The sequence below is a fragment of the Janthinobacterium sp. ROICE36 genome (assembly GCF_002869965.1).
Lineage (GTDB): Bacteria > Pseudomonadota > Gammaproteobacteria > Burkholderiales > Burkholderiaceae_D > Janthinobacterium.
On record NZ_PEBS01000023.1, the window covers coordinates 25,989 to 50,179 of the forward strand.

The 24,191-nt window shown below is 62.6% G+C and carries 19 protein-coding genes; 6 read left to right on the forward strand and 13 right to left on the reverse strand.

What is annotated here, in order from left to right; translation table 11 throughout:
- Positions 1-56 precede the first annotated feature (56 nt).
- The 4 genes from CSZ94_RS11845 to CSZ94_RS11860 all read right to left on the reverse strand — a co-directional run bounded on the left by CSZ94_RS11845 (position 57) and on the right by CSZ94_RS11860 (position 6,171).
- On the reverse strand, positions 57-944 hold the full coding sequence (locus tag CSZ94_RS11845; protein ID WP_102121691.1) for a pirin family protein: 888 nt from the start codon (positions 942-944) through the stop codon (positions 57-59).
- Positions 941-1,339 carry an OsmC family protein gene (locus tag CSZ94_RS11850; RefSeq protein WP_102121692.1) on the reverse strand — a complete coding sequence of 133 codons (399 nt, stop codon included), beginning with the start codon at positions 1,337-1,339 and terminating at the stop codon, positions 941-943. Before CSZ94_RS11850 ends, CSZ94_RS11845 begins: the two co-directional genes overlap by 4 nt.
- Before the next feature lie 160 nt (positions 1,340-1,499).
- The gene (locus CSZ94_RS11855; protein WP_180977439.1) at positions 1,500-3,830 is read right to left on the reverse strand and encodes an SUMF1/EgtB/PvdO family nonheme iron enzyme; all 2,331 of its coding nucleotides are present in this window, start codon (positions 3,828-3,830) and stop codon (positions 1,500-1,502) included.
- Positions 3,831-3,849: 19 nt separating this feature from the next.
- Positions 3,850-6,171: a hypothetical protein gene (locus tag CSZ94_RS11860; RefSeq protein WP_102121694.1), complete on the reverse strand. Its 2,322-nt coding sequence runs from the start codon at positions 6,169-6,171 to the stop codon at positions 3,850-3,852.
- 354 nt (positions 6,172-6,525) lie between these two features.
- Between CSZ94_RS11860 and CSZ94_RS11865 the strand changes: the two genes are divergently transcribed.
- The 3 genes from CSZ94_RS11865 to CSZ94_RS11875 all read left to right on the forward strand — a co-directional run bounded on the left by CSZ94_RS11865 (position 6,526) and on the right by CSZ94_RS11875 (position 8,803).
- Positions 6,526-6,765 carry a hypothetical protein gene (locus CSZ94_RS11865; RefSeq protein WP_102121695.1) on the forward strand — a complete coding sequence of 80 codons (240 nt, stop codon included), beginning with the start codon at positions 6,526-6,528 and terminating at the stop codon, positions 6,763-6,765.
- Positions 6,766-6,953: 188 nt separating this feature from the next.
- Positions 6,954-7,658, forward strand: a complete 705-nt coding sequence (locus CSZ94_RS11870; protein ID WP_102121696.1) for a YXWGXW repeat-containing protein — start codon at positions 6,954-6,956, stop codon at positions 7,656-7,658.
- A 116-nt stretch (positions 7,659-7,774) separates the two neighbouring features.
- On the forward strand, positions 7,775-8,803 hold the full coding sequence (locus CSZ94_RS11875) for a transporter (RefSeq protein ID WP_180977440.1): 1,029 nt from the start codon (positions 7,775-7,777) through the stop codon (positions 8,801-8,803).
- Positions 8,804-8,857: 54 nt separating this feature from the next.
- Here CSZ94_RS11875 and rnk read toward each other — a convergent pair whose 3' ends face one another.
- Positions 8,858-9,265, reverse strand: a complete 408-nt coding sequence (rnk, locus tag CSZ94_RS11880; RefSeq protein ID WP_162835757.1) for a nucleoside diphosphate kinase regulator — start codon at positions 9,263-9,265, stop codon at positions 8,858-8,860.
- A 581-nt stretch (positions 9,266-9,846) separates the two neighbouring features.
- Here rnk and CSZ94_RS11885 point away from each other — a divergent pair.
- Positions 9,847-11,739: a putative bifunctional diguanylate cyclase/phosphodiesterase gene (locus tag CSZ94_RS11885; RefSeq protein WP_102121698.1), complete on the forward strand. Its 1,893-nt coding sequence runs from the start codon at positions 9,847-9,849 to the stop codon at positions 11,737-11,739.
- A gap of 48 nt (positions 11,740-11,787) precedes the next feature.
- Here the strand turns inward: CSZ94_RS11885 and CSZ94_RS11890 are convergent, their stop codons facing one another.
- Positions 11,788-13,464 (reverse strand): peptide chain release factor 3, encoded by a 1,677-nt coding sequence (locus tag CSZ94_RS11890; RefSeq protein ID WP_102121723.1) that lies wholly within the window; start codon positions 13,462-13,464, stop codon positions 11,788-11,790.
- A 174-nt stretch (positions 13,465-13,638) separates the two neighbouring features.
- Between CSZ94_RS11890 and CSZ94_RS11895 the strand changes: the two genes are divergently transcribed.
- Together CSZ94_RS11895 and CSZ94_RS11900 are read left to right on the forward strand one after the other, a co-directional pair.
- On the forward strand, positions 13,639-15,696 hold the full coding sequence (locus CSZ94_RS11895) for a methyl-accepting chemotaxis protein (RefSeq protein WP_102121699.1): 2,058 nt from the start codon (positions 13,639-13,641) through the stop codon (positions 15,694-15,696).
- Between the two features lie 226 nt (positions 15,697-15,922).
- A complete protein-coding gene (locus CSZ94_RS11900) occupies positions 15,923-16,732 on the forward strand; it encodes a Crp/Fnr family transcriptional regulator (protein ID WP_102121700.1) in 810 nt (269 codons plus the stop codon).
- A gap of 81 nt (positions 16,733-16,813) precedes the next feature.
- Here the strand turns inward: CSZ94_RS11900 and CSZ94_RS11905 are convergent, their stop codons facing one another.
- The 7 genes from CSZ94_RS11905 to rplT form a co-directional block, all read right to left on the reverse strand.
- Entirely contained in the window at positions 16,814-18,229 is a 1,416-nt protein-coding gene (locus tag CSZ94_RS11905; RefSeq protein ID WP_102121701.1) for a sensor histidine kinase, read from the reverse strand.
- 145 nt (positions 18,230-18,374) lie between these two features.
- A complete protein-coding gene (locus CSZ94_RS11910) occupies positions 18,375-19,007 on the reverse strand; it encodes a response regulator (RefSeq protein ID WP_034783185.1) in 633 nt (210 codons plus the stop codon).
- A 201-nt stretch (positions 19,008-19,208) separates the two neighbouring features.
- Positions 19,209-19,613: a MerR family transcriptional regulator gene (locus CSZ94_RS11915; protein WP_102121702.1), complete on the reverse strand. Its 405-nt coding sequence runs from the start codon at positions 19,611-19,613 to the stop codon at positions 19,209-19,211.
- Between the two features lie 10 nt (positions 19,614-19,623).
- Positions 19,624-19,971, reverse strand: coding sequence for an integration host factor subunit alpha (locus tag CSZ94_RS11920; protein ID WP_010399205.1), 348 nt, complete (start codon positions 19,969-19,971; stop codon positions 19,624-19,626).
- A 170-nt stretch (positions 19,972-20,141) separates the two neighbouring features.
- Entirely contained in the window at positions 20,142-22,568 is a 2,427-nt protein-coding gene (gene pheT / locus CSZ94_RS11925; RefSeq protein WP_102121703.1) for a phenylalanine--tRNA ligase subunit beta, read from the reverse strand.
- Positions 22,569-22,646: 78 nt separating this feature from the next.
- Entirely contained in the window at positions 22,647-23,663 is a 1,017-nt protein-coding gene (gene pheS / locus CSZ94_RS11930; RefSeq protein WP_102121704.1) for a phenylalanine--tRNA ligase subunit alpha, read from the reverse strand.
- 147 nt (positions 23,664-23,810) lie between these two features.
- A complete protein-coding gene (rplT, locus tag CSZ94_RS11935; protein WP_010399214.1) occupies positions 23,811-24,170 on the reverse strand; it encodes a 50S ribosomal protein L20 in 360 nt (119 codons plus the stop codon).
- Positions 24,171-24,191: the final 21 nt, after the last annotated feature.

A 24,191-nucleotide genomic window follows, 5' to 3' on the forward strand; every position in this document is an offset into this window, starting at 1 on the left:
ATTGACGCCGGCAACGTGGCAAGGTGATCAGGCCCAGCGCGCTTCCAAGGGAAGGGCTAACTTGCCGGGCGCAGGGGCGCCTTCGGCAGCGGGATGAATTCCGTCTCGCCCGGCACTTGCCCCATGCGCTGGGCGCTCCAGTCGTCAGCCGCCTGCGACAAGCGCGCCTTGCTCGACGAGACGAAATTCCAGAACAGGAAGCGGTGGCCGTCCAGCGGTTCGCCGCCGATGACGACGAATTGCACGGGACCGCTGCCTGCCGTCACCACGGGCACGGCGCCGGCCTCCAGCAGCGCCATGGTATGCGGCACCAGCGCCACGTCATCGAGCAGCACCTCCCCGCTGATCGGATACACCGCCGCTTCCGCCGGCAAGCTCTCCAGGCGCAACGCGCGCCCCGCCTCTAGCGCCACGTCTAGGTACAGCGTCTGCATATAGGTGCGCACGGGCGAGGTCTGGCCAAACGCCGTGCCGATCAAGACTTTGACGACGGCGCCATCGAGCGCCACGACGGGAATGTCGGCCTGCGGCGTGTGCACGAAACTCGGTTCATCTTCTGCATGCGCCTTCGGCAGGGCGGCCCACAGCTGCAAGCCGTGCGTGCGGTGCGGCTGGCCGGCCAGGTCATGCGGCGTGCGCTCCGAATGCACGATGCCGCGCCCGGCCGTCATCCAGTTGATGGCGCCTGGCTCGATGCGCTGGTGGAAGCCAATGCTGTCGCGGTGGTCGATCGCGCCTTCAAACAGATAGGTAACGGTGGCCAGGCCGATATGCGGATGGGGGCGCACGTCGTGGTTGGCATCCGGCGCCACGTCGATGGGGCCGAAATGGTCAAAGAAAATGAAGGGGCCGACAGCCTGTTTGACGGCGGAGGGCAGCAAACGCCGTACGACGAAGCCGCCACCGAGGTCCTTTTCGTGGCTTTTCAGGATGGACGCGCTCATGCCAGCACCGTCGTCACTTCGGTGGTCACAGCCGTCATCAATTTATGCAGCGGGCATTTACCGGCCGCAGCCAGCAACTCCTGGCGCTGCGCATCCGTCAGCTCACCGGTCAGGTGCAGGGTGGTGGCCAGGCGGTACACGCCCTTGCGCTCTTCGCTGGCATCGCGCTCCGTCGACACTTCCACATGTTCCAGGGGAATACCCTTGTGTCTGGCGTACCAGACCACGGTGAGCGCCTTGCAGGCCGACAGGGCCGCGTCATACAGGTCGTGCGGCGACGGGCCGGCATCGCCGCCGCCCTCTTCCACCGAGGCGTCGGCGGAAATGATATGGTCGCGCACGTGCACGATGTGGCGCATGGCTTGCGACTGGTCGCGGATGGCTTTGATGGTCATGGCGTTCCTTGCTGCGTTTGGAAAGCCACAATTTACACCGTTTGCCCGCTTTGCGCAGCCCGCTCCCCGGGCGCCGGGCTATTTGGTGCGGAACAAGGCGTCGACCGTCTGCGCCCCCTTTCGCAAGGTCCGGCGCGACGAAGCTGTACGTCGTGGCTGCCTAATCGAGCGTGCGCGCCACGCGAAAACCCACGATATCGTTCGACAGCACGCTGGAAAAGCCGTTGCGCAGGGCCGAGCGCAGGTAGCGCGGGTGGTACAGCCAGGAGCCGCCGCGCAGGATGCGCCGGCTGCTGTCGCTGCCCTCTTCCCACGCGCTGCCATCGACGGGCGCGCCTGCGTAATTGTCGTGCACCACGTCCTGCACCCATTCCCACACATTGCCATGCATGTCGAACAGGCCCCATGGATTCGGCGCGAAGCTGCCCAGCGGACTGGTGCCGCCCCGATACACGCCGCGCGGGCCGCCGTTGTAGACATACAGGCCGTCGTAGTTGGCTTGCTCGGTGCTGATCGTGTCGCCCACGTTGAAGGCCGTGCGCGTGCCGGCGCGGCAGGCGTATTCCCACTCCGCTTCGCTGGGCAGGCGATACTGCCGGCCCGTGCGCTCGCTCAACCACGCCAGGTACAGCTGCGCGTCATTCCAGCTCACGCCGACCACCGGGTGCAGGTCGGTTTGCACGAAACCGGGATTGTCCCAGTCCGTTTCCGACCCGCCCGCCCAGTCGGTCGCCTTGACGAAGGCGCGCCATTCGCCCACGCTGACGGGGTGGCGCGCCAGCGCGAACGGGCGCTCGATGCCGACCCAGTGCTGCGGCATCTCGCGCTCCAGCCAGGTCTGTTGCGAGCCGGCCTGGATGGCCGCCTTGTGTTCCGCCTCGTGCGCGCCCACCTGGAAGCGGCCGCTGGGAATGAGCACCAGTTCCGGCCCCTGTCCCGCGCCATCGAGGAAATCGTCGCGCAAGATGCCTTCGGCATTGGCCACCGGCTGCACATGTTCGGGTTGCGATTCCGCTTCTGGCGCCGGCGCGGATGCCGGCGCAGGAACCGCCGCGGCGGCGCGGCTGGCCTCTGCGCGACGCGCGCGTTCCTGCTCGGCGCGATAGGCCGCCTCCGCCTTGGCGACGATGGCCTTGCGCTGCAATTCCTGATGCTCCTGCAAGGCCGTGGCGGCATCGGCTTCGCGGCGCGCGCGCAACTGGCCGCGCAGCGCTTCCTTGCGCAGCTTGCGCGCCTCTTCCGCCTCGAAATGGCGCTGCGCCTCCTGTTCGCGGCGCAGTTTGTCCTGCCGCTGCTTTTCCAGCGCAGCCGCCTGGATTTCCGCCTTGCGCCGCTGGTCCAGCTCTTCCTGGCGTATCCGGGCCCGCTTGACCTCTTCCTCGCGCGCCTGTTCCGCGGCCAGCACCGCCTGCCGTTGTTGCTGCGCCTGCTGCGCCGCGCGTGCCTGCTGCTGGCGCGCCTGTTCCGCCAATTCTTCGGGCGACGGCCCGGCAGCACGCTCCAGCCCTTCCAGCAAGGCTTGCACCGATTGCGGCCGCAGTTCCGCCGTCAAGGAAAAGCCGTTCTGCAGCACCTGCCACTGCGCTGCATTGAGCGCCTGCGGTGGCGAGGGCAGATGGCTGGCGCTGCGCGCATCGTCGAAGGGCATGCGCCCTTCGAGCATCTGGTAAATCATCACCGCCACCGCATACACGTCCAGGCGCGGACTGGGCTGGCGCTGGTTGGCGCCTGCCTCGGGCGCCCGATAACCGTGCGTGCCCGCATTCGGCGTTTCCAGCGCCAGGCTGCTGCCCGCATTGCGCACGCGTGAGGCGATACCGTAATCGAGCAGCTTGATGTCGCCTTTCGCCGTCAGGAAGACATTGCCCGGCTTGATGTCGCGGTGTACCAGCTTGTGCTTTTCCCACGCATACGACAGGGCCTCGGCCACCGGTTGCAGCAATTCCTGCACGCTCGACAGGGGCAGCGCGCCCTGGCGGCCCAGGTAGTGCTCGAGGTCTTCGCCATCGAGGCATTCCATGATGATGAAATAACTGGCCGTGGCCGGGTCCTGCGCCCATTCGTAGACGCGCACGATGTTTTCATGCGCGAGTTTGCGCGCCTGGGTAGCTTCCTCGATCAGCAGCTTGGCATGCGTGGCGCTCTGCGTCAGCTGGGGCGGCAATATCTTCAGCGCCACCATTTCGCTGCTGCCCAGCTCTGCGTGCGTGGCCAGGTCGGTGGCTTGCCACACCTGCCCCATGCCGCCCGTGCCGATCAGCCGTTCGAGCCGGTAGCGGCGGTTTTGCGGACCGATTTCCTGGCCTGTCATGAAGCCCAGTTCCGTACCCTGGCGTACGGGTAGCGGCGCGGCCACAGGGGCGACGCCGGGCGGCGCGTATTCGGCGTCGAGGATGGCGTTCTTGCGGCGTTCAAAGTCCTGTTCGCTGAGCAGCCCGTCGTCGTGGAGGGCGCGCAGTTCCCGCAGTTTGTCTCGTGCTTTTTGCATCATCGGGGGTGAAACGCTTCCATCAAGGCTGCAAGGGGACGCCGCAGGCGGCGCAGAATGTATCTTCCGGATGGCCCGCGCGCTGCGCATGGCCGTTCTTGCAGCGGGCCGGCGCTGCAGCGGCAGAGGCCGCGCCAGGCTGCAGCGCCTGCGCCACGGCCACGCCCAGCTGCGCCTGCGCCGACAGGCCATGCGCATGCGCCGCATTTTGCAGCTTAATCAGGTCGAGCTGCTGGCGCCGTTCGCGTTCCGCCTGGCCTTCCAGGTAGTTGCGCTCCTGCGCCACGCTGTCTTGCGCCATGCGCATGGCCTCCAGCGGCGCGACGCTGTTTTCGGCCGCCGCCAGCGCCGCCAGCGCGTGTAGTTGCTCGGCGCTCATGCCCGCCTGCAGCTGCACCTTGAGCACTTGCGCCAGCGCGACCGCATTCTGGCCGGTGGCCATGGCCACCTTGCCCGTGTCGCTCAGGGAGCCGATTTTCTCGATGCGGTCGATGTCGATGCGCGCCAGTTCGGCCGCATGCGCCTGCTGCGCCAGCAGGGCTTCGTATTCGCCCTTCCAGCGCGCGTAATCGCTTTCGCGCTGCTGCGCCATGGCCAGCAAGTCGCGCTGCCATTGCGCTTCCTGCTCCAGCTGGCGCAGTTGCTGGCGCTGTTCCTCGATGGCCAGCGCATCGAGCTGCGCCAGCTGCGTTTGCTGCTGCAGCTGGCGCGCGTGCACGCCGTCAGCCTCGATGGTGCGCAGCAGCTTTTCCTGCTGCGCGATGGCATCCTCGCGCGCGCCGCCGCGCCGCAGCGCCGCGACTTTTTCCGCAATCTCCGTCGCCTGCACCTGGGCCGCTTCATCCTTGTGCGCCTCGGCGCGCAGCAATTCGCGCTGGCGCGCCAGCTGCATCTGGTCTTCCCACTCCTGCACCCGCTCAGCCTCGCGCTTGCGCGCCGCATTCGCCAGCATCAGGCCCTGCCAGGCGGCCTGGTGCTGCTCCGCCTCCAGCTGCGCCTCGCGCCGGGCCGCATCCGCTTGCGCCTGGCGCAGGCGCGCCAGCTGGGTGCGGCGTCCCGTCTCGTCATCGATCAGCAACGCGCTTTCGATCTGCTGCGCGATCGACTGCAAGTGGACTTGATGCGTAAAGCGCTGCTGCGCCAGCTGGACCTGTTCGCGCCCATGCAGCTGCGACAGTTCCAGCTCGCTGCGCATCTTGATGGCGGCCAGCGCGCGCACGTGTTCCCAGTTGGCCGCTTCATCGGCGCGCTGTGCGCCCTTTTGCGCCAGTTCCTGTTCCAGCTCGCCCAGCGCCAGCGCGGCGCCATGGTCGAGCGCCTGGCGCCTCGATTTCGCTTCCAGAATGCGCCCATACAGGTCGATCTGGCGCCCGCGCAGCGCTTGCAGGCGCTCCGCTTCCTGGTGCCCCAGCTCCGCCTTTTCCAGCGTCGCATCCTGCTGCAGTTCCGCGCGCCGGTGCGCATGGCGCGCCGCCAGTTCTTCGCGGCGGATGCGCTGCCACTCTTCCTCGCCATACAGCTGGTCGAGCTGCTTCATGCGTTCCAGGCTGTGCTGCTCCAATGCCTGCGCCGGCAAGCCGCCCAGCCACAGGGTGCCGATGGCTGCGTCGCCGTTGCCCTCGCGCTTGTCGTGCCGCAGGCTGAGGGTTTCCACGCGCGCCACGGCCAGGCCGCTGGGCGCCAGGCGCTGCGTCAGGGCCGATTGCAGGCGTTCGTTCAATTCGGGCCGCAAGTCGGCATTCGCATCCATCTCGCGCAGCGCGCGGCTGCCGATGAATTCCAGCGCAATCTGGCGCACGGACGGCAGCAGCAAGGCGTGCAGGTGGGCGCGCGTGACGGCGCCCGGCGCGCGCATGAACTGGCGCGCGAACGCATCGGGCTGGCCCAGCGCGATATCCATACGCAGGGATGCGGCAATGCTCAGCAGCTCCGTGCTGGCCAGGCCGGGCAAGTCGAATTCCAGGCTGACGGCATCGGCGCGCGCGATCAGCACTTCGGCCGGGCGCGCCGGCAGCAGCGCCGGCAGGCGCGCAAAGAAGGCGGCGCTGTCGTAGTCGCCGGCCGGTATCAGGGTAAAAGCGTCCGATTGCACGATCCAGGCGCGCGACTCGGCGGGCACCTGCAGGCGGCGCGCCGCGCCGCCGAACAGCGAGGACAGTTCGCGCACGCCAAAGAACAGGGCTAGTTGCCCATCAGCAAGATGCCATTGATTGGCATGCAGCACCGCGTCGCTGTCGGGGGCGCCCAGCGACAAACCGCATTGCGCGCAATAACCGGCGGCAGCGCCGTTCTTGTGCTCGCAACGGGGGCAGCGGGCGCCGCCAAAACCAAACAATTGGAACATGTGTGACTCCTGATGAGAATGATTGTGTGCGCAAGTGTGCGCAACACGGCTGCCATGCCGATTCTAGCAGGACAGCTGGCGCAGCACCTGCCGGGCGCCGCGTGTGCACAACAGGCGCACAACACTGTGCAGTGTCAAATAATGCCATAGAGCAATTGCATTCATATGCAGGGATACAGGGCTAATTAGGCCTCAATTCAAGCGGTCGCCCGCCAGCCCCGTGCGCAGGCATTTCAGCGCCGTTTTTTTGCAGGCCATCCCGCCAAAACCACGGCTGGTCGCATCTGCATGGCGCAGCGGCGCGCGCCTGGCTACAGTGCAGACATACCCAGCCGCCACCCGAAAGGAACGATCATGAACACGCCAAAAAACGCCCTGAAAAACATGGAAGCCATCTTCACCGTCGCCGTCGCCATCGCCTGCGGCGCCAGCTACGCCAGCTATGCCAGTTTCAGCCAACCACAGGCGGCGCAAGCCGGTGCCATCCCCGTGGTGGTGGTCAGCGCCAAGCGCCTGACGGAACAGGAAAAGAAAATCTCGCTGATCGAGGAACGGCAAGCCTTGCTGGGCAACGCCAGCGCCAGCACCCTGTGAGCCTTCCATGCTGACCTTATGCCGCCTGGCGCACCACGGCTAACTGCCGCGCCAGGCCGCCATTTGTATCCGCCACCGATACACGGATACACAGTATTGTGTCAATTGTAATAAGTTGAATCAAAGGCGAAAAACCGCCGGCAAGTGGCTATAGTCCATTTCACGCAACCACCGAAATGGAGCACCCCATGAAACCCATCACACTCTACGCAGCAGCCATGCTTGCCATCAGCACCGCGGCTTTCTTGCCCGTGCAGGCGATGGCACAGAATCAGCTCGGCGTGAGCATTGTCGTCGGCAACGCCCCGCCTCCGCCACGCTTTGAAAGCGCGCCGGCGCCGCGCGCCGGCTATGTCTGGGCGCCCGGTTACTGGAACTGGGACGGCCAGCGCCATGTCTGGAACAGCGGCGAATGGCTGCGCGAACGCAGTGGCAACCAGTACCGCCGCGCCGCCTGGATACAAGAGAACAAGCGCTGGCGCCTGGATCGTGGCGGCTGGGTCGCCGCGCAAGTGCAGCCCGTGCGCTATGACGAGGTCCGCATCGCCCCGCCACCGCCGCGCCGCGAAGCTATCCCGCGCGCCCGCCACGGCTACCTCTGGGCGCCCGGCCACTGGGAATGGCGTAGCCAGCGCTACGCCTGGACCCCTGGCGCGTGGATCGCCGAACGCCCCGGCTATGTGTATGCGCCGCCCGCCTGGAACCAGCGTGATGGCCGCTGGCAGATGCAGCAAGCCCGCTGGTCGCCACGCGGCCCGAATGGCGACCGCGACCGCGACGGCATCCCCAACCGCTATGACCGCGACAATGGCAAGCGCCACGACCGCGACGGCGACGGCGATGGCGTACCGAACCGCAAAGACCGGCGTCCGGACAATCCGAACCGCAGCTAACACGCGGCGGTAGTCGCCGCCAAGGCCACCCATCGCGGTGGCCTTGTCATTTTCCCGACATATCAGTGTATTAAAATCGCGCGACGATCAATCATACTGCGCGAGAAAGATTCACGATGGCGATGGAAAATGCCGCTTTTACCTACGGTTCGGACACCTCGGGCCTGGTCTGGGGCTTCCTGTTTGGCCGCGAGGCGCAGCCGCTGGCGCTCGATTCGACGGCTGCCCTGGCCTGGCTGGCCGATGGCGCGGCCAGGCCGGCGCAGCAATTCGTCTGGCTGCATTTCAATTTATCGCATGCGGCCAGCGAAAAATGGCTGATGACGCATACGCAGCTGGCCGCTGAATTCTATGAGACCCTGCACCAGGGTTCGCGTTCGACGCGCATCGAACAGGCGGAAAACACCCTGATCGCCGTGGTCAACGATGTGGTGCACAATTTCTCGTTCGAAGCGTCCGACATTTCCACCATGTGGGCCAGCGTGGCGCAAGACCTCGTCATCACGGCGCGCCGCGCGCCGCTGCAGTCGATCGAACGCTTGCGCCAGGCCGTCATCAAGAACCACGAGCCGATCCGCTCGTCGGTGGAACTGCTGATCCATTTGCTGCGCGACCAGGCCGACGTGCTGGTCAACATCGTGCGCGATGCCGTGGCGCGGGTCGACGATATCGAAGACCACTTGCTGGCCGGGCGCCTGGTGCCCAAGCGCGAAGACCTGGGCGCCATGCGGCGCGTGCTGGTGCGCCTGCAGCGCCTGCTGGCGCCGGAACCGGCAGCCCTGTTCCGCCTGCTGCAACGCCCCCCTTCGTGGGTGTCGGAGCTGGACAGCCTGGAATTGCGCCAGTCGACGGAGGAATTTTCCGTGGTGCTCAGCGATATGTCGTCCTTGCAGGAGCGCATCAAGCTGCTGCAGGAAGAGATTGCCGCCAGGGTCAACGAGGAAAACAGCCGCAGTCTGTTCGTGCTGACCATCGTCACCGTGCTGGCCTTGCCGATCAATATCATCGCCGGCATGCTGGGCATGAATGTGGGGGGAATTCCGCTGGCCCAGCACCCGCAGGGCTTCTGGATCATCGTTGCCATCATCGTCACGTTTACCGTCGTGGCGGGCTGGCTGGTGGTGCGCGTGCAACGCAATAGTTGATTATTGGAAACACGGCCAGGCAGGCGAACGGCAGGCGCCGTCCGCCATCACAGCTTAACGGTGGTATTCGCCGGCCCGTTCAGGCTGATAAACGATTTCTTCGATCTTTACCTTCACCACGCCGCCGGGCATGGGCCAGGCGATGCTGTCGCCGACAGACAGGCCCAGCAGTGCACTGCCGACGGGCGCCAGCACGGAAATGCGGTCGGCCTGGCCTTCCACATCCTTTGGATACACGAGCGTCAGGCAGAATTCCTCCTTGTTTTCCACCGTGAAGCGCACGGTGGAATTCATCGTCACCACGGTGGGCGGTATTTCTTGCGGCTCGAGCACTTCGGCACGGCCCAGCTCATCGAGCAAGGCGGCCTTGTCCGGCGACAAGTTATTTCCCAAGGCATACAACAACGCTTCCAGTCGTTCCAGGTCTTGTGACGACAAAATAATTTTTGGTTTTTTTTCCAAGATATCCTCACTATTGATCATTAGGGCGACGTCCGATTTTGCTGGCGGCAGTTTACTTGGCCGCGGCAGACAAAACAAACAGCATCAGAACGTCCATCATCTGGGGATTATGGACGAACTCGCGGAGCAAGGCCATAGCGTTCTCGCATTCTTCATTAAAATTTATTAAAATCAATGACTTGCAATGGCTCATACAGACAAAAAGTTAATCCCTGCCGTGACGGCTGAAGGCAATCAAGTTATTCTTCATCACATTTTGTTTACTGTCAGCATGTTTTTAGGGGAAAAAACCCGCCGCTAAAAAAAAGGATTGAAATTCAGATTACATTATTATTAGAAAGACACACCCCGCCTTTTCCGCCTGACTTGTCCCCTTGCGTGCGGCTAACAGCCTGCGGCATGGCCAATAAATTGCCGCACGCGCTGTACTTTCACGCTGCGAAATGACAAGATGTCGGCCTTAACAACACGTTGAGAGTTCCGGCTCACTTCGGTTTTCATCAGACTGGAACGACAAGTATGGCAGGGCGAGGCGGGATCACACGGGGCGGCAGCAAGCGGGGCCGGCAGGAGCATGCGTCATGATGGGGTCACTGATGCTGCCCTCGGTGCAGTTGCGCGGTGACCGGATAGCCAGGCTGAACCTGCTGGCCGCAGCGGCCATGCTGGCCACGGCCAGCCTGCTGCTGATTCTCTTCCAGTTGTTTTCCCTCCAGACCTCTTTCCAGCGCAACCTGCGCATCCAGGCCGACATGCTGGCGCCAGCCGCTGCCCAGGCCATGCGCCGGAACGATCGCCTTGCGGCGCAACAGGTCCTCGCTCCCCTCGCCGCCGTGCCGCACATCCGCCTAGCGCTGCTCTACAGTCCGTATGGCACGCCATTCGCCCGCTACGCACGCAGCGGCAGCGATAGCGCGCCCACCGCGCCGCGTAACGGTCAGCAAATCGACTACCTGGACGGCAGCGCCGCCATCCTCCGTACCTTGCCCGGCGGCGGCGCCTTGTACTTGCGCGCCAGCCTGGCACCGCTGTTGGGCAGCCTGGCGCAGTTTGCCGCGTTCACCCTGCTGGTCTGCCTGTGCGCGTTCGGCCTGACATTCCTGATGGTGCGCCGCACGCGCACCGCCGCCCAGCATGCGGAAAACCATTTGCACTACCTGGCCCACGTCGACCCTGTTACGCAACTGCCGAACCGCCATGAATTCAACGGTGCCCTGGCCTACGCGCTGGCGCGCGCCGACCGCCAGGACAGCAGCGTGGGACTGCTGCTGCTGGACCTGGACAACTTCAAGGTCGTCAACGATACGCTGGGCCACCACTGCGGCGACCAGTTGCTGAAACTTGTTGCCGAGCGCCTGGTGGCAATCCTGCGCGGCACCGACATCATCTGCCGCATCGGCGGCGACGAATTCGTCGTCATCGTCGAACCGGCCGACGACGCCTCGGAAATGGCCAGCGTGGCGCGCAAGATCCTGGCCGTGCTGGCCACGCCGTTCGCGCTGGAAGGCCACCAGCTGTATGTCAGCGCCAGCATCGGCGTGAGCCTGTATCCCTTCGATGCGCAGGACGTGGCCACCCTGACGCGCAATGCCGACACGGCCATGTACCACGCCAAGCACCAGGGCAAGAACCGCTACGCCGCGTTCAAGGCCGAAATGGAATTGCGCGCCCAGCGCCGCCTGCGCATGGAAGCCAACCTGCGCCGCGCCCTGCAAAACGAGGAACTGTATCTGCACTACCAGCCTCAGATCGACTTGCGCAGCGGGCGTATCGTCGGCGTGGAAGCGCTGATACGCTGGCATTGCCGCGAGATGGGGCAGCTCAGCCCCAGCGAATTCATCCCCGTGGCCGAGGAAAGCGGCATCATCGTCGGCCTGGGGCGCTGGGTGCTGCAAAGCGCCTGCCGCCAGGCGGCCATCTGGTGCAAGGCCGGCCTGCTCGATTCGCTCGAACACGTGGCCGTCAACCTGTCGGCCTGCCAGGCGCGCGACCCGGGATTGATGGACGATATCCGCGCCATCCTGGACGAGACGCAGCTGCCGCATGGCTTGCTGGAGCTGGAAATCACGGAAGGGGTCTTGATGGACAATATCCACGCCAACGTGGAACTGATGCGGCGCCTGCAGGACACGGGCATCCACCTGTCGATCGACGATTTCGGCACCGGCTATTCCTCGATGTCCTACCTGAAGCGCCTGCCCATCGACCAGCTGAAAATCGACCGCAGCTTCGTGCACGACCTGCCCGGCGAGGGCGAAGCCATCGTCACGGCCATCATCGCCATGGCGCACAGCCTGCACCTGAAAGTGGTGGCCGAAGGGGTAGAGACCTTGCAGCAGGTGGAGTTTTTAAGAAAGGCCGGCTGCGACAATGTGCAGGGCTTTTTCTTTGCGCGCCCCATGACGGCGGCGCAGCTGACGGCATTGCTGCTGGAGCGGCGCGACTGGAGTACGCGCACCGTCATGACTGCATAAAAAAAGGCAGAACCGCTGGTTCTGCCTCTCAAGCTTACTGCAGATGCATCAAGCCAGCTTGGCCGAGTGTTCCCGCGTCGCATGGAACGTCAGCTTCGGCCAACGCTCTTCCGTCAGCCGCAGGTTGACACCCGACGTGGCCAGGTAAGCCATGTTGCCGGCCGCATCGTAGGCCACGTTGTGGCCCAGCGCGTTTTCGAAGTCCTGCAGGATGCGCTTGTCGTCGCAGCTGACCCAGCGCGCGCTGCTGATGCTGGTGCCCTCGAACACGGCGTCGACGCCATACTCGTTGAGCAAACGGCTGGCCACCACTTCGAACTGCAGCACGCCGACGGCGCCCAGTACCAGTTCGCCACCCTGCACCGGCTTGAACACTTGCACTGCGCCCTCTTCGCCCAGCTGCTGCAAGCCCTTGTGCAACTGCTTGATCTTCAGCGGATTACGGATGCGCACGGAGCGGAAGAAGTCCGGCGCAAAGTACGGAATACCCGTAAAGGTCAGCATCTCGCCTTCGGAAAAACTGTCGCCGATCTGCATGTTGCCGTGATTCGGCAAGCCGATGATGTCGCCCGCGTACGCTTCTTCCACCTGTTCGCGCGACGATGCCATGAAGGTCACCACGTTCGACACCTTGATCTCGCGCCCCAGGCGCAAGTGCCTGACCTTCATGCCGCGCTCAAAACGTCCCGAACATACGCGCAAAAAGGCGATGCGGTCGCGGTGGGCCGGGTCCATATTCGCCTGGATCTTGAAGACGAAGCCGGTGAACGGCTGCTCGGACGGCGCCACCGAGCGCACGGTCGCGTCGCGCTCGCGCGGTGCCGGCGCCCAGTCGACCAGCGCGGAGAGAATCTCGCGCACGCCGAAGTTGTTGATGGCCGAACCGAAGAACACTGGCGTCTGCACGCCAGAGAGGAACTCCTCCAGGTTGAACGGGTTCGATGCACCGTGCACCAGTTCCACTTCCATGCGCAACTGGTCCATCTCCAGCGGGAACATCTCCTGCAGGCGCGGGTTGTCGATGCCCCTGATGATTTCGAAGGCACCATCGGCTTTTTCTTCGCCGGCCTTGAACAGCATGATCTCGTCGTTCAGCAGGTGATACACGCCGCGGAAATTCTTGCCCATGCCGATAGGCCAGGTGACGGGCGCGCACTGGATCTTCAGGACCGATTCGAGTTCGTCGAGCAGGTCCAGCGGATCGCGCGTCTCGCGGTCCATCTTGTTCATGAAGGTGACGATGGGCGTGTTGCGCATGCGGCACACGGCCAGCAGCTTGATCGTCTGCGCTTCCACGCCCTTGGCCGCATCGATCACCATCAGCGCCGAGTCGACTGCCGTCAGCACGCGGTAGGTATCTTCCGAGAAGTCCTGGTGGCCCGGGGTGTCGAGCAGGTTGACGACGTGGTCGCGGAATTCGAACTGCATCACCGAGGACGCGACGGAAATGCCGCGCTGCTTCTCGATCTCCATCCAGTCCGACGTCGCGTGGCGGCCCGATTTACGCGCCTTGACGGTACCGGCCATCTGGATCGCGCCGGAGAACAACAGCAGTTTTTCCGTCAGCGTGGTTTTACCCGCATCCGGGTGGGAAATGATGCCGAAGGTGCGGCGGCGCTGCACTTCGCGCGCGATCACGGCAGGCGCCTTGCTGCTGGCTGACGCTGCGGCGCTGTCCGCATTGTCGCTGGAATCGGGGGTAGTGATGTCGTTCTCGTTGGCCATATTGGTGACCATAATATGGCCCTCGCAAAAAACCCTCGATTTTACAGAAGGATCGCCCTTCCGTGTGAACTGCTTCACTCTGGCGAAAAGCAAAATCGCCCACTTCATCAAGGGGTAACAATCCGCAGGCAACATTGCATTGCAGAAATGTTGTCACCCTACCCTGGAAACCCGATGAAAATCCTCCTCACTCCCGCCATCCGACTCATGCAGCGCTTGCGCCTGCTGCCCAAATTCATGCTTGTCTGCCTGGTCTTCCTGCTGCCGCTGGCGCTGGCAACCACCCTGCTGATCTCGGAGCTGGGCAAGTCACTGGCCCAGGCGCAGGATGCGCAGCGGGGCGTGGCCTATGTGCGCCAGTTGCAGGAAGGCACGCGGCTACTGCAGCAGCGGCGCGGCCTGGAGCACTTGCGCCTGAGCGGCAAGGCGGGCATGGACAACTCGGCCCTGAATGCGCGCATCACGGCCGCGCTGGCATCCCTGGGGCGCTTGCCGGCAGGCGCTGGCCTGCCCCAGGCGACCGAGCTGACGAAGCAGTGGCAAGCCCTGTTGGGCCGCCAGGCGGGCCTCGCGGCGCGCGACAGCTACGCGGCGCACACGGCGCTGCTGCGCCAGGCGGCCAGACTGGGCCAGCTGGTGGCCGACCGTTCCCACCTGAGCCTGGACCCGGATGCGGGCGCCAACCACCTGAGCGCCGTCTTCACGGCCACCCTGCCCGACCTGGCTGAAAGCCTGTCCGACATCGCCGGGCGCGGCGCCGCCTACATCGACACGGGCCTGTTCGAAGCGAACGAAGACCAGCTCGTCAACGCCAACGCCCTGATCGCGCGCCACGAACTGGAACGCCTGCCGGCCCGCTTCGACGAAATCATCGCCGCCAAGCCGGCCTTGCGCGCCAGCCTGCAAGGGGCGCTGAACGCCGTGCCGACCGCGCTGGCCTTCCTCGATCGCAGCAAGAATGAAGCGACGAATTCCTACGACCAGACCTCGGGCGCGCAATTCCACGCGGCCGGCATGCAAGCCATCGACACCTTGCACGCGCTCTCGATCGCCTCGGCCACCGCCCTGGACGGCTTGCTGGCGCAGCGCATCGCCCGCGACGAGACGCGCCGCGCCCTGATCCTGGCGGCCATGCTGCTGGTGCTGCTGGCCGCCGCCTACCTGTGCGCGGGCTTCTATGCCGCGTTTGCGCGCGACGTGACGCAATTGCGCGTGGCCGTCGGCGCGGCGGCGGCGGGCGACCTGTCGCAGCGCATCAGCTCGCAGGCACACGACGAAATCGGCGACCTGGTACGCGACTTCGGCGCCATGACGCACGGCCTGGCCACCCTGGTGCAGGAAATCCGCGGCGGCGCGGCCGTCATCGCCGCCGCCGGCGCCGATATCGCCCAGGGCAATGCCGCCCTGTCCGGCCGCACGGCCACGCAAGCAGACGCGCTGGGCGCCACCGTCGACTCGATGCGCGAGCTGACGGCCACCGTGGGCCGCAATGAAGCCCATGTAGGAAAGGGGCGCACCCTGGTGGCGACAGCGGCCGACGTGGCCCTGCGCGGCGGCCAGACGGTGGGCGCCGTGGTCGAGACCATGGCCTCGATCAAGGCCAGTTCGCACAAGATCGTCGACATCATCGGCGTCATCAACGGCATCGCCTTCCAGACGAATATCCTGGCCTTGAATGCAGCCGTGGAAGCGGCACGCGCGGGCGAGCAAGGACGGGGCTTTGCCGTCGTCGCGTCCGAAGTGCGCAGCCTGGCGCAGCGCTCGAACGAGGCGGCGCTGGAAATCAAGCGCCTGATCGGCGATTCCGTCGCCACCGTCGATGCGGGAGGCGACCTCGTCAATGCCGCCGGCAACACCATGCGGCAAGTCGTCGATGCGGTGCAGCAAGTGGCCGTGGTGATCGGGCGCATCAGCAGCGCCGGCGCCGAGCAGAATGGCGAGATCGCCCGCATCAATCAGGCGCTGGCGCAAATCGATGACATGACGCGCCAGAATGCAGGCCTGGTCGACGAGGCGCGCGCCGGTTCGCAGCGCCTGCACCAGGAAGGCGCGGCGCTGACGCAGGCCGTCAGCCGCTTCCGCCTGGACGAACACGAGATGCCTGGCGCGCGCCAGGCGAGCGCCAACAGCGTGCGCGAGGGCTTGCCCAGCGTGCGTCCGGCCGGCCTGTGGAGCGCGAATAAACCGCGCGTCATATCACAAAATCGCGCAGAACGGCGCAAGGCTAGCTAAGCTAAAGTGTGCGCGTAGGACAAGGACTACAATTTCGCCTCAAAGGAGACTACAAAGTGGCGACTGCTAATCTTATGTTCGCCACTTACATAAGCTTTTAAAGTAACTACATCGCGATCTGCACCGCGCGGTCGACAAAAATGCTGTTACCACTAGGCTACGGCAACTTTTTTTGACCAGCAACGCGGCAGTCGCACTCCGATGTAAAAAGCCTGTGAGGAATACTATGAACCATACTCAACTTAGCACCCCGGTCCGGAAAAACCAGTTGCTGCCGCGCGCCATGCCGGCGGCCGGACGGGAAATCAAGCTTGCGTCGCGGGTTAGCCTCAGCAGTGCCCAACAGAATGAATTGCTGGCCGCCCTGCCGCGCGCCGCGCTCGAATCGCTGTTCGAAGACCTGGAACTGGTGGAACTGCCTTTCGGCAAGGAACTGTATGCCTACGGCAATAACCTGGATTACAGCTACTTCCCCACCACCGCCATCATTTCCTTGCTGTATGTGATGGAAGACGGCGCCACCACGGAAATCGCTGTCGTCGGCCATGAAGGCGTGGCCGGTGCTTCGCTGCTGGCGGGCGAGCGCGCCATGTGCACGGCCGTCGTGCAAAGCGCCGGCTACGGTTACCGCCTCAAAACGCAAAGCTTGCGCGATGCGTTCAACCAGGGCGGCGCCCTGCCCCAGCTGCTGATGCGCTACACCAATGCCCTGTTTGCGCAAATGGCGCAAAATGCCGTCGGCGGCCGCCACAGTTCAATCGAGCAAAAGCTGTGTCGCTGGCTGCTGGACCGCCTGGACCGTTCGCCATCAAACGAACTCAAAGTGACGCAAGAGCTCATTTCCATCATGCTGGGCGTACGCCGCGAAAGCATCACGGCCGCTGCCGGCAAGCTGCAGGAAGAAGGCTTGATCCACTATCGCCGCGGCAATATCACGGTACTGGACCGCGCCGGCCTGGAATGCTATGCGGGCGAGTGTTACAAGGTGGCCAAGACGGAATACGACCGTTTGCTGCGCGACGTAGCACGCTGCTGATCGGCGGTGCTGCATGATCATGCAGCATCATCAAAAAAATGGCCGGGCTGCATGCCCGGCCATTTTTTCATCCCTGCACAGTCAAACGCTGGCGTCTTCGTCGATCTCTTCCGGCTCCGGCGTCAGCGGCAGCGGAATCACGGCTTCCACGCACGTGCCCCTGCCTTCCGGCCCCTGGCGCACGGTCAGAGTGCCGCCCAGCAGCAGAGCCCGCTCGCGCATGCCCAGCAAACCGTGCGACATGGGTTTTTGCAGTGCATCTTCGGTAATGCCGATGCCGTCGTCGATCACGCGCAGCACCAGGCCGTGTTCATTGCGTTTCAATGTCACGCTGACCATGCCGGCGCGCGCATATTTGAGGATATTCGTCAGCGATTCCTGGACGATGCGGAACAGGGCGATCGTCAGGGTAGCTTCGCGGTTGTCGATATTGATGGCCACGTCCGTTTCGCAACGAACCGAGCTCATGCGAGAAAAATCTTCGCAATAGCTTTCGATGGCGGCGCACAGGCCCAGGTTGTCCAGCAGGCTGGGGCGCAAATCCTCGACGATGCGGCGCTTCAGTTCCACCGTTTCCAGCAGGGTGGCCTTGGCGTGGCGCAATTGTGCCGCCAGTTCCGGCTGCGTGTGCTCCAGTTGCTGCGTGACGGCGCCCAGGTCCATGCTGATCGACGTCAAATTGGCGCCCAGCTCATCGTGCAGCTCACGCGCCAGGCGCGCCTTCTCCACTTCATTGACACTGATCAAATGGCGCGACAGCACAGATAACTGCTCCGTGCGCTTGCTGACCGTCGATTCCAGGGTGTCGTTGGCATTTTGCAGGGCATACTCGACGGCCGCGCGGTTCTGGAAGCTGCGCCGCACCAGCTGGTAAAACATGATCAATACGAGGATGGCCAGGGCGTTGATGCCTATGCCGAGCAGCACAGCTTTCTGGTACTCATGATAAAAGGCGGCGCTGCCGGACGACAGCGCTTCATTCTGTTCACGCGTCATGATCACCACCTGCAGGCGGATTTCGTCCATGGTGGCGCGGTCGTCGGTCACGCGCGAGATATTGACGATTTCGGCCAGCCCGCCCTGCTTGTAGACTTCGATCGACTCTTGCAGCATCGACATCTTGCGACGGATCAAGCTTTTCAGCTGGGCCAGGTTCTTCAGCTGGGTAGGACTGCCTGCCAGCAAGGTTTGCAGTTCGTTGAATTCGTTTTCGATTTCCGTGGCAGCCGTCTTCGACGGGCCCAGGTAGATTTCGGAGCCGGAAATGAAATAGCCGCGCAAGCTGCTTTCCGCATCCAGCACGAGCACATTCAAATACTGCAGGCGGTCCGCCACGCGGGCACTCTGGCTGAGCAAGGCGTTCGTGCCCTTCAGCGATTGCAGATTATGATAGAGACTGAAACCATTGAGTACAAGCAACAAGGCGCAAGTGACGCACAGGATGGTTTTGTACAGGGGCAGGCGGTGATTCGGGGCCGGTTCAGCGGTGAAATACATCCTGGTGTGCATCCTTAGCAAGGTTCGGCGCGGGAGAAAGCGCCGGCGCCGGCCAATTATAATCCTCGCTACAGACTGCTGCACTGCACAAGTCGTGCCCCGCTAGCTGGCTGAGCGATCATGCTGCCATGATCGCACTGCTGCGCTAGTCAAGCAAATTGTTTTTCATTGCGTAATAGGTCAAGTCGCTGTTCGATTGCAAGCCCATTTTTTCCATGATGCGCGTACGGTAAGTACTCACCGTCTTGATGCTCAGCGACAAGGCCACGCCGATATCGGACACGGTGGCGCCACGCGCCAGGCGCAGGAAGACCTGGAATTCGCGGTCCGACAATTCCGTATGCAGGGCGGCATTCGTATCGCGGTCGAACGATTGCGCCAGCAGTTCGCCCACGGTGGAACTGACGTAGCGACGCCCCTGGAACACGGTGCGCACGGCCGTCATCAGCTCATCGGCTTCACATTCCTTGTTCAGATAGCCATTCGCGCCCATCTTGAACAGGTTCAATGCGTATTGCTGCGCGGGATAGCCACTGAGTATCAGCACGGGCAACTCCGGCTGGCCCTGACGGATCGTGCGCAAGGTATCGATGCCGCTCTGATCGGGCATGGCGATATCGAGCAACAGCACATCGCAAATTTCGCGGCGAGCGATATCGAGCGCTTCACGCCCCGTACCGGCTTCCGCCACCACACTGAAATCGCTTGACGACGAAAAAATCTGTTTGAATCCAGCTCGTACTATTTGGTGATCATCACAAATGGCAACGCGTATCATTGTTTCCCCTTAAATTTTCCTGGCCTGGGAAAGACTGCCGGAACCTGCATGCTGCTCCGGATTAGCGTCACTAACAAAAACGCAACATTAACATTATATTCAAAATATGGCGCGCCGCAGGCTACCGGCAGCGCCCGGACAGCAAGTCCGCGCAATATAGTCAGCCGGTATCGGACAACCCGACCTATATTGGTACAAATCTTATTTTAGCAAGTTTAAAATGGCAATTAATTCATTGCGTATCCACACGCGGTCCAGTGGTGCTTCCTGCGGCACGACAGGCACGGCCGGCAGCACAGGCAGCTCATCGAGGATAGCATGTGATGCGCCACGGCTATCGAGCTTGTTGCGCGCGCCGCTGATGGTAAAGCCTTGTTCATACAGCAATTCGCGGATGCGGCGTATCAACAGTACCTCATGGTGCTGATAATAACGGCGGTTGCCACGTCGTTTGACCGGCTTGAGCTGGGAAAACTCCTGCTCCCAGTAGCGCAGTACATGCGGTTTGACGCCGCACAATTCGCTCACCTCACCGATCGTGAAATAGCGTTTCGCCGGAATGGGCGGCAAGGCGATCAACTCGGTTTTACTGATGCGCTCGTTCATCGCCACTCACTCAGGCAGCACGTGCCAGCGGACTGGTCTCTTCGACCATGCTTTTCAGCTTCTGGCTCGCATGAAAGGTCACGACACGGCGCGCCGTGATGGGGATCTCTTCGCCCGTCTTCGGATTGCGGCCAGGCCGTTGCGGTTTATCGCGCAGCTGGAAATTGCCGAAACCGGACAACTTGACGGCCTCGCCCCGCTCCAGCGCATTGCGGATCTCGTCGAAAAAGGTCTCGACCATATCCTTCGCTTCGCGCTTGTTCAGGCCCACTTGCTCGAACAACAGTTCAGCCAGTTCAGCCTTGGTCAAGGTGGGTAAATCTTTTTCCGCTTCCTGGCGCACTTTGGCAACCAGCATGGCCCGATGCAGATCGGCGGCCAGTGCGGATTGCAGTACGGCGGAATCAACGTCGCTGTTATTAATTTTCCTGCCCTGCCTTTTCTGTGCGCCCGAGCCTGCAACATGGCAAGCTCGTCTACGGTTGACGACGGAAAGGCCGTCACGCAAGGCGACGGCCAGTCCGGTAATTACGAACGCAGTTTCGCGTCGTGGCGCTGCTTGGCCGCATCGATCAGGACAGCCATCAGGCCATCGACGACATCGTCTTGCAGAGTGTTTTGAGTATCTTGCAAGCTAATCCGGAAAGCAAGGCTTTTTTCATCCGTTTCCAGCCCTTTTCCACGATATTCATCAAATAAAACAATGGCTTGCACGACACTCGCTGCAGGGCTTGCCTTGGCGGCGGTATGGAAACTGTCGAGCAGATCCTGCACCGCCACCGATTGCTTGACGACCACGGCCAGATCGCGGCTGGCGCCAGGGAATTTCGAGATTTCCTGGTACACGGGCACGACGCTTTGCGTCAGGGCCGCGGCGTCGACTTCGAACAGCACGGGTGCCAGCGGCAAGTCATACTTTTGCATCCAGCGCGGATGCAATTCGCCGATGAAACCGATGACCTTGCCATCGAGTTCCACGTTCGCCGAGCGGCCAGGATGCAGGGCCGGGTGCTCCGCCTTCCTGAAACGCAAGACCAGCGGCGCGAACAACGCTTCCAGGTCCGCCTTCACGTCAAAGAAGTCGACCGTGCGTGTAGCCTGGCCCCACTGCTCGTCCGCCACCGCGCCATAGGCGATGGCCGCCACGCGTTTTGGCTGTGCATAGCCGGCCACCGACAAGGGGCCGTTTTCCACGGCGTCGTCGCGCTGATAGATGGCGCCCACTTCGAAGATGCGCACGCGGTTCGTCTTGCGGTTCAGGTTGTAGCGCACATTGGCGATCAGGCTGCCGATCAGCGAGGAACGCATCACGCTCATCTGGCTGGCGATCGGATTCTGCAATTTGATCGGCTGCGTGTTGCCCGAGAAATCGCGCTCCCATGCCGTATCGACAAAGCTCATGTTAACCACTTCCTGGAAGCCCAGGTCGGCCAGTTCATGACGTACCGCAAACAGGGAGCGGGTATTTTCTGGTGCAATCTGCATCACGTTCGCTGCCACGGGCGGCAAGGTCGGGATGTTTTCAAAGCCATACACGCGCGCTACTTCCTCGATCAGGTCTTCCTCGATCTCGATGTCGAAACGGTAGCTGGGCGAGGTCACGGAAAACACGCCGTCCGCCAGGGTGAATGGCAGGGCCAGGCGCGTGAAGATATCGGCGATCAACGCATCATTGAGCGGCACGCCGATGACCTTTTGCGCGCGCGCCGTGCGCATCGTCACGGGCTGGCGTTGCGGCAAGTTCACCACGTGATCGTCGACGGGGCCGACGGTCGTGGCCGGCGTGCCGCAGATTTCCACGATCAGGGCCGTGATGCGCTCGATGTGCTCGACGGTGGTGGCGAAATCGACGCCACGCTCGAAGCGGTGCGCCGCATCGGTGGAGAAATTCAAACGGCGCGCGCGGCCTTGAATCGCGTTCGGCCACCAGAATGCCGCTTCCAGGTAAATGCTGTCCGTATCGTCCGAGACCGAGCTGGCGTCGCCGCCCATGATGCCGGCCAAGGATTCAATTTCCTGCTCATCGGCAATGACGCCGAGCCACTCGTCGACGGCAACGGTGTTGCCATTCAACAGCTTGACGGATTCGCCCGTCTTGCCCCAACGCACGTCGAGGCTGCCGTGAATCTTCGCCAGGTCAAACACATGGCTAGGACGGCCCAGCTCCAGCATGACATAGTTGGAAATGTCGACCAGGGCCGACAGCGGACGCTGGCCGCTGCGCTCGAGGCGCTGCTTCATCCAGTCCGGCGTGGCGGCACGGGCGTTCAAGCCGCGGATGACGCGGCCCGTGAAACGGCCGCACAGGTCCGGCGCGCTGACTTTTACGGGCAAGACTTCGTCGCTGGAAACAATCACGGTGCGGAACTGCGGCACATTCAGGGGCACGCCCGTGAGAGCCGACACTTCACGCGCCACGCCCAGCACGGACAGACAGTCCGCCTTGTTCGGCGTCAACTTGATGGTGAATTTCAAGTCATTCAGCGCAAAGTAGTCGCGGAAATTCTGGCCGATCGGTGCGTCGTCCGGCAATTCCATCAAGCCGGCATTTTCTTCCGACAATTTCAATTCGCGCGCGGAGCACAGCATGCCTTGCGACTCGACGCCGCGCAGCTGGCCCACCTTGATTTCAAACGGCTTGCCATCGGCACCGGGAGGCAGCACGGCGCCCGCCATGGCGCAAACGACTTTCAAGCCCGGGCGCACGTTGGGTGCGCCGCAGACGATATTGAGCATGGTGCCCGTACCGACGTCGACCTGGCACACATTCAGGCGGTCGGCGTTCGGATGTTTTTCCATCTCCAGGACCAGGCCTACCACCACGTTCGAGAACGGCGGAGCGACAGGATCGACATCCTCGACTTCGAGACCGGACATGGTCAGAAGATGGGCCAGTTCGTCCGAAGTCATCTTCGGATCGACCATGGTACGGAGCCATTTTTCGGAAAATTGCATAATCAAGCCTTCAAAGGGTAAAAGCGCACAGCGCGAGCGCACAGGCGCTCAAGCGCCATGAATCAAACGGAACAACGCTTAGTTGAATTGCTTCAGGAACCTTAAATCGCCTTCATAAAACAGGCGCAGGTCGTTGATGCCATAGCGCAGCATCGTCAAGCGTTCCAGGCCGGAGCCGAAAGCAAAACCGATGAATTTCTCGGGATCGAGGCCGAAGTTCTTCACCACGCTCGGATGCACCTGGCCGGCGCCCGACACTTCCAGCCAGCGGCCCTTCAAGGGACCCGAGCCAAAGGCGATGTCGATCTCGGCTGACGGTTCCGTAAACGGAAAGTACGACGGGCGGAAGCGCACTTGCAGGTCGTCCGTTTCAAAGAAGGCCTTGACGAAATTCAGGTACACTCCCTTCAAGTCGGCAAAACTGATGTCTTCGGCGATCCACAGGCCTTCGACCTGGTGAAACATCGGCGAATGGGTGGCATCGCTGTCGACGCGGTAGGTGCGGCCCGGCGCGATGACCTTGATCGGCGGCGTATGCGTACGCGCATAGCGCACCTGCATGGGGCTGGTATGCGTGCGCAGCAGCAAGGGCTTGCCATCGGTGTCGTTGCCATCGATGTAGAAAGTGTCCTGCATGGAACGGGCTGGATGGTTTTCCGGGCTGTTCAGCGCCGTGAAGTTGGTCCAGTCATTCTCGATTTCGGGGCCGTCGGCCACGTCGAAGCCGATCGAGCGGAAGATTTCCTCGACCCGCTCCCACGTGCGCATCACGGGATGGATGCCGCCGGGCATGCGGCCACGGCCTGGCAGGGTCACGTCGATCGCTTCGGCGTTCAGGCGGCCTTGCATTTGGGCATCGGCCAGTGCATCACGGCGCGCCGTCAGCGCGTCTTCGATCTGCACTTTGACGGCGTTGATCAGGGCGCCTTGCGCCTTGCGCGTGTCCGGGTCCAGCTTGCCCAGACCCTTCATCATTTCGGTAATCTGGCCAGTCTTGCCCAGGTAGCGGGCTTTGGCGTTTTCAAGTGCGGCAGCGTCTGCGGCGGCGATAAAGTCAGCCTGGGCCGAGACGACGAGTTCTTCTAAGGAGTTCATGCGGCATTTCCTGTTTTGGACATCAATTCTGGACTTGCTTATCTAAAATCCAACAATCAAAAACGGAAACGGGGCATAAGGTGTTAAAACCCCTGCCCCGCTCTTTATGACGTCACCCTACGGATGACGTCGTGCAATGACCGATGCTTACGCAGCGATTTTTGCTTTAACTGCGTTGACAATCGCAGCGAATGCTGGCTTGTCCATCACAGCCATATCGGCCAGGACTTTACGGTCCAGTTCGATATTTGCTTTTTTCAAGCCGTTCATGAATACGCTGTACGTTACGCCATGCTCACGGGAAGCGGCGTTGATACGGGCGATCCACAGGCGGCGGAAAACGCGTTTCTTGTTGCGGCGATCGCGGTAAGCGTATTGGCCAGCGCGCATAACTGCTTGCTTGGCAACACGGTATACACGGCTGCGGCGACCACGGTAGCCTTTAGCTTGAACAAGAATCTTTTTATGACGGGCACGAGCTGTAACCCCACGTTTTACTCTAGGCATAGTAACTCCTTAAATTGAGTG

Coding starts and splice junctions, on each gene's coding strand:
- CSZ94_RS11845 (WP_102121691.1), bottom strand. CDS start 944: ATGAGCGCGTCCATCCTGAAAAGCCACGAAAAGGACCTCGGTGGCGGC.
- CSZ94_RS11850 (WP_102121692.1), bottom strand. CDS start 1,339: ATGACCATCAAAGCCATCCGCGACCAGTCGCAAGCCATGCGCCACATC.
- CSZ94_RS11855 (WP_180977439.1), bottom strand. CDS start 3,830: ATGATGCAAAAAGCACGAGACAAACTGCGGGAACTGCGCGCCCTCCAC.
- CSZ94_RS11860 (WP_102121694.1), bottom strand. CDS start 6,171: ATGTTCCAATTGTTTGGTTTTGGCGGCGCCCGCTGCCCCCGTTGCGAG.
- CSZ94_RS11865 (WP_102121695.1), top strand. CDS start 6,526: ATGAACACGCCAAAAAACGCCCTGAAAAACATGGAAGCCATCTTCACC.
- CSZ94_RS11870 (WP_102121696.1), top strand. CDS start 6,954: ATGAAACCCATCACACTCTACGCAGCAGCCATGCTTGCCATCAGCACC.
- CSZ94_RS11875 (WP_180977440.1), top strand. CDS start 7,775: ATGGCGATGGAAAATGCCGCTTTTACCTACGGTTCGGACACCTCGGGC.
- CSZ94_RS11885 (WP_102121698.1), top strand. CDS start 9,847: ATGATGGGGTCACTGATGCTGCCCTCGGTGCAGTTGCGCGGTGACCGG.
- CSZ94_RS11890 (WP_102121723.1), bottom strand. CDS start 13,464: ATGGCCAACGAGAACGACATCACTACCCCCGATTCCAGCGACAATGCG.
- CSZ94_RS11895 (WP_102121699.1), top strand. CDS start 13,639: ATGAAAATCCTCCTCACTCCCGCCATCCGACTCATGCAGCGCTTGCGC.
- CSZ94_RS11900 (WP_102121700.1), top strand. CDS start 15,923: ATGAACCATACTCAACTTAGCACCCCGGTCCGGAAAAACCAGTTGCTG.
- CSZ94_RS11905 (WP_102121701.1), bottom strand. CDS start 18,229: ATGTATTTCACCGCTGAACCGGCCCCGAATCACCGCCTGCCCCTGTAC.
- CSZ94_RS11910 (WP_034783185.1), bottom strand. CDS start 19,007: ATGATACGCGTTGCCATTTGTGATGATCACCAAATAGTACGAGCTGGA.
- CSZ94_RS11915 (WP_102121702.1), bottom strand. CDS start 19,613: ATGAACGAGCGCATCAGTAAAACCGAGTTGATCGCCTTGCCGCCCATT.
- CSZ94_RS11920 (WP_010399205.1), bottom strand. CDS start 19,971: ATGCTGGTTGCCAAAGTGCGCCAGGAAGCGGAAAAAGATTTACCCACC.
- pheT (WP_102121703.1), bottom strand. CDS start 22,568: ATGCAATTTTCCGAAAAATGGCTCCGTACCATGGTCGATCCGAAGATG.
- pheS (WP_102121704.1), bottom strand. CDS start 23,663: ATGAACTCCTTAGAAGAACTCGTCGTCTCGGCCCAGGCTGACTTTATC.
- rplT (WP_010399214.1), bottom strand. CDS start 24,170: ATGCCTAGAGTAAAACGTGGGGTTACAGCTCGTGCCCGTCATAAAAAG.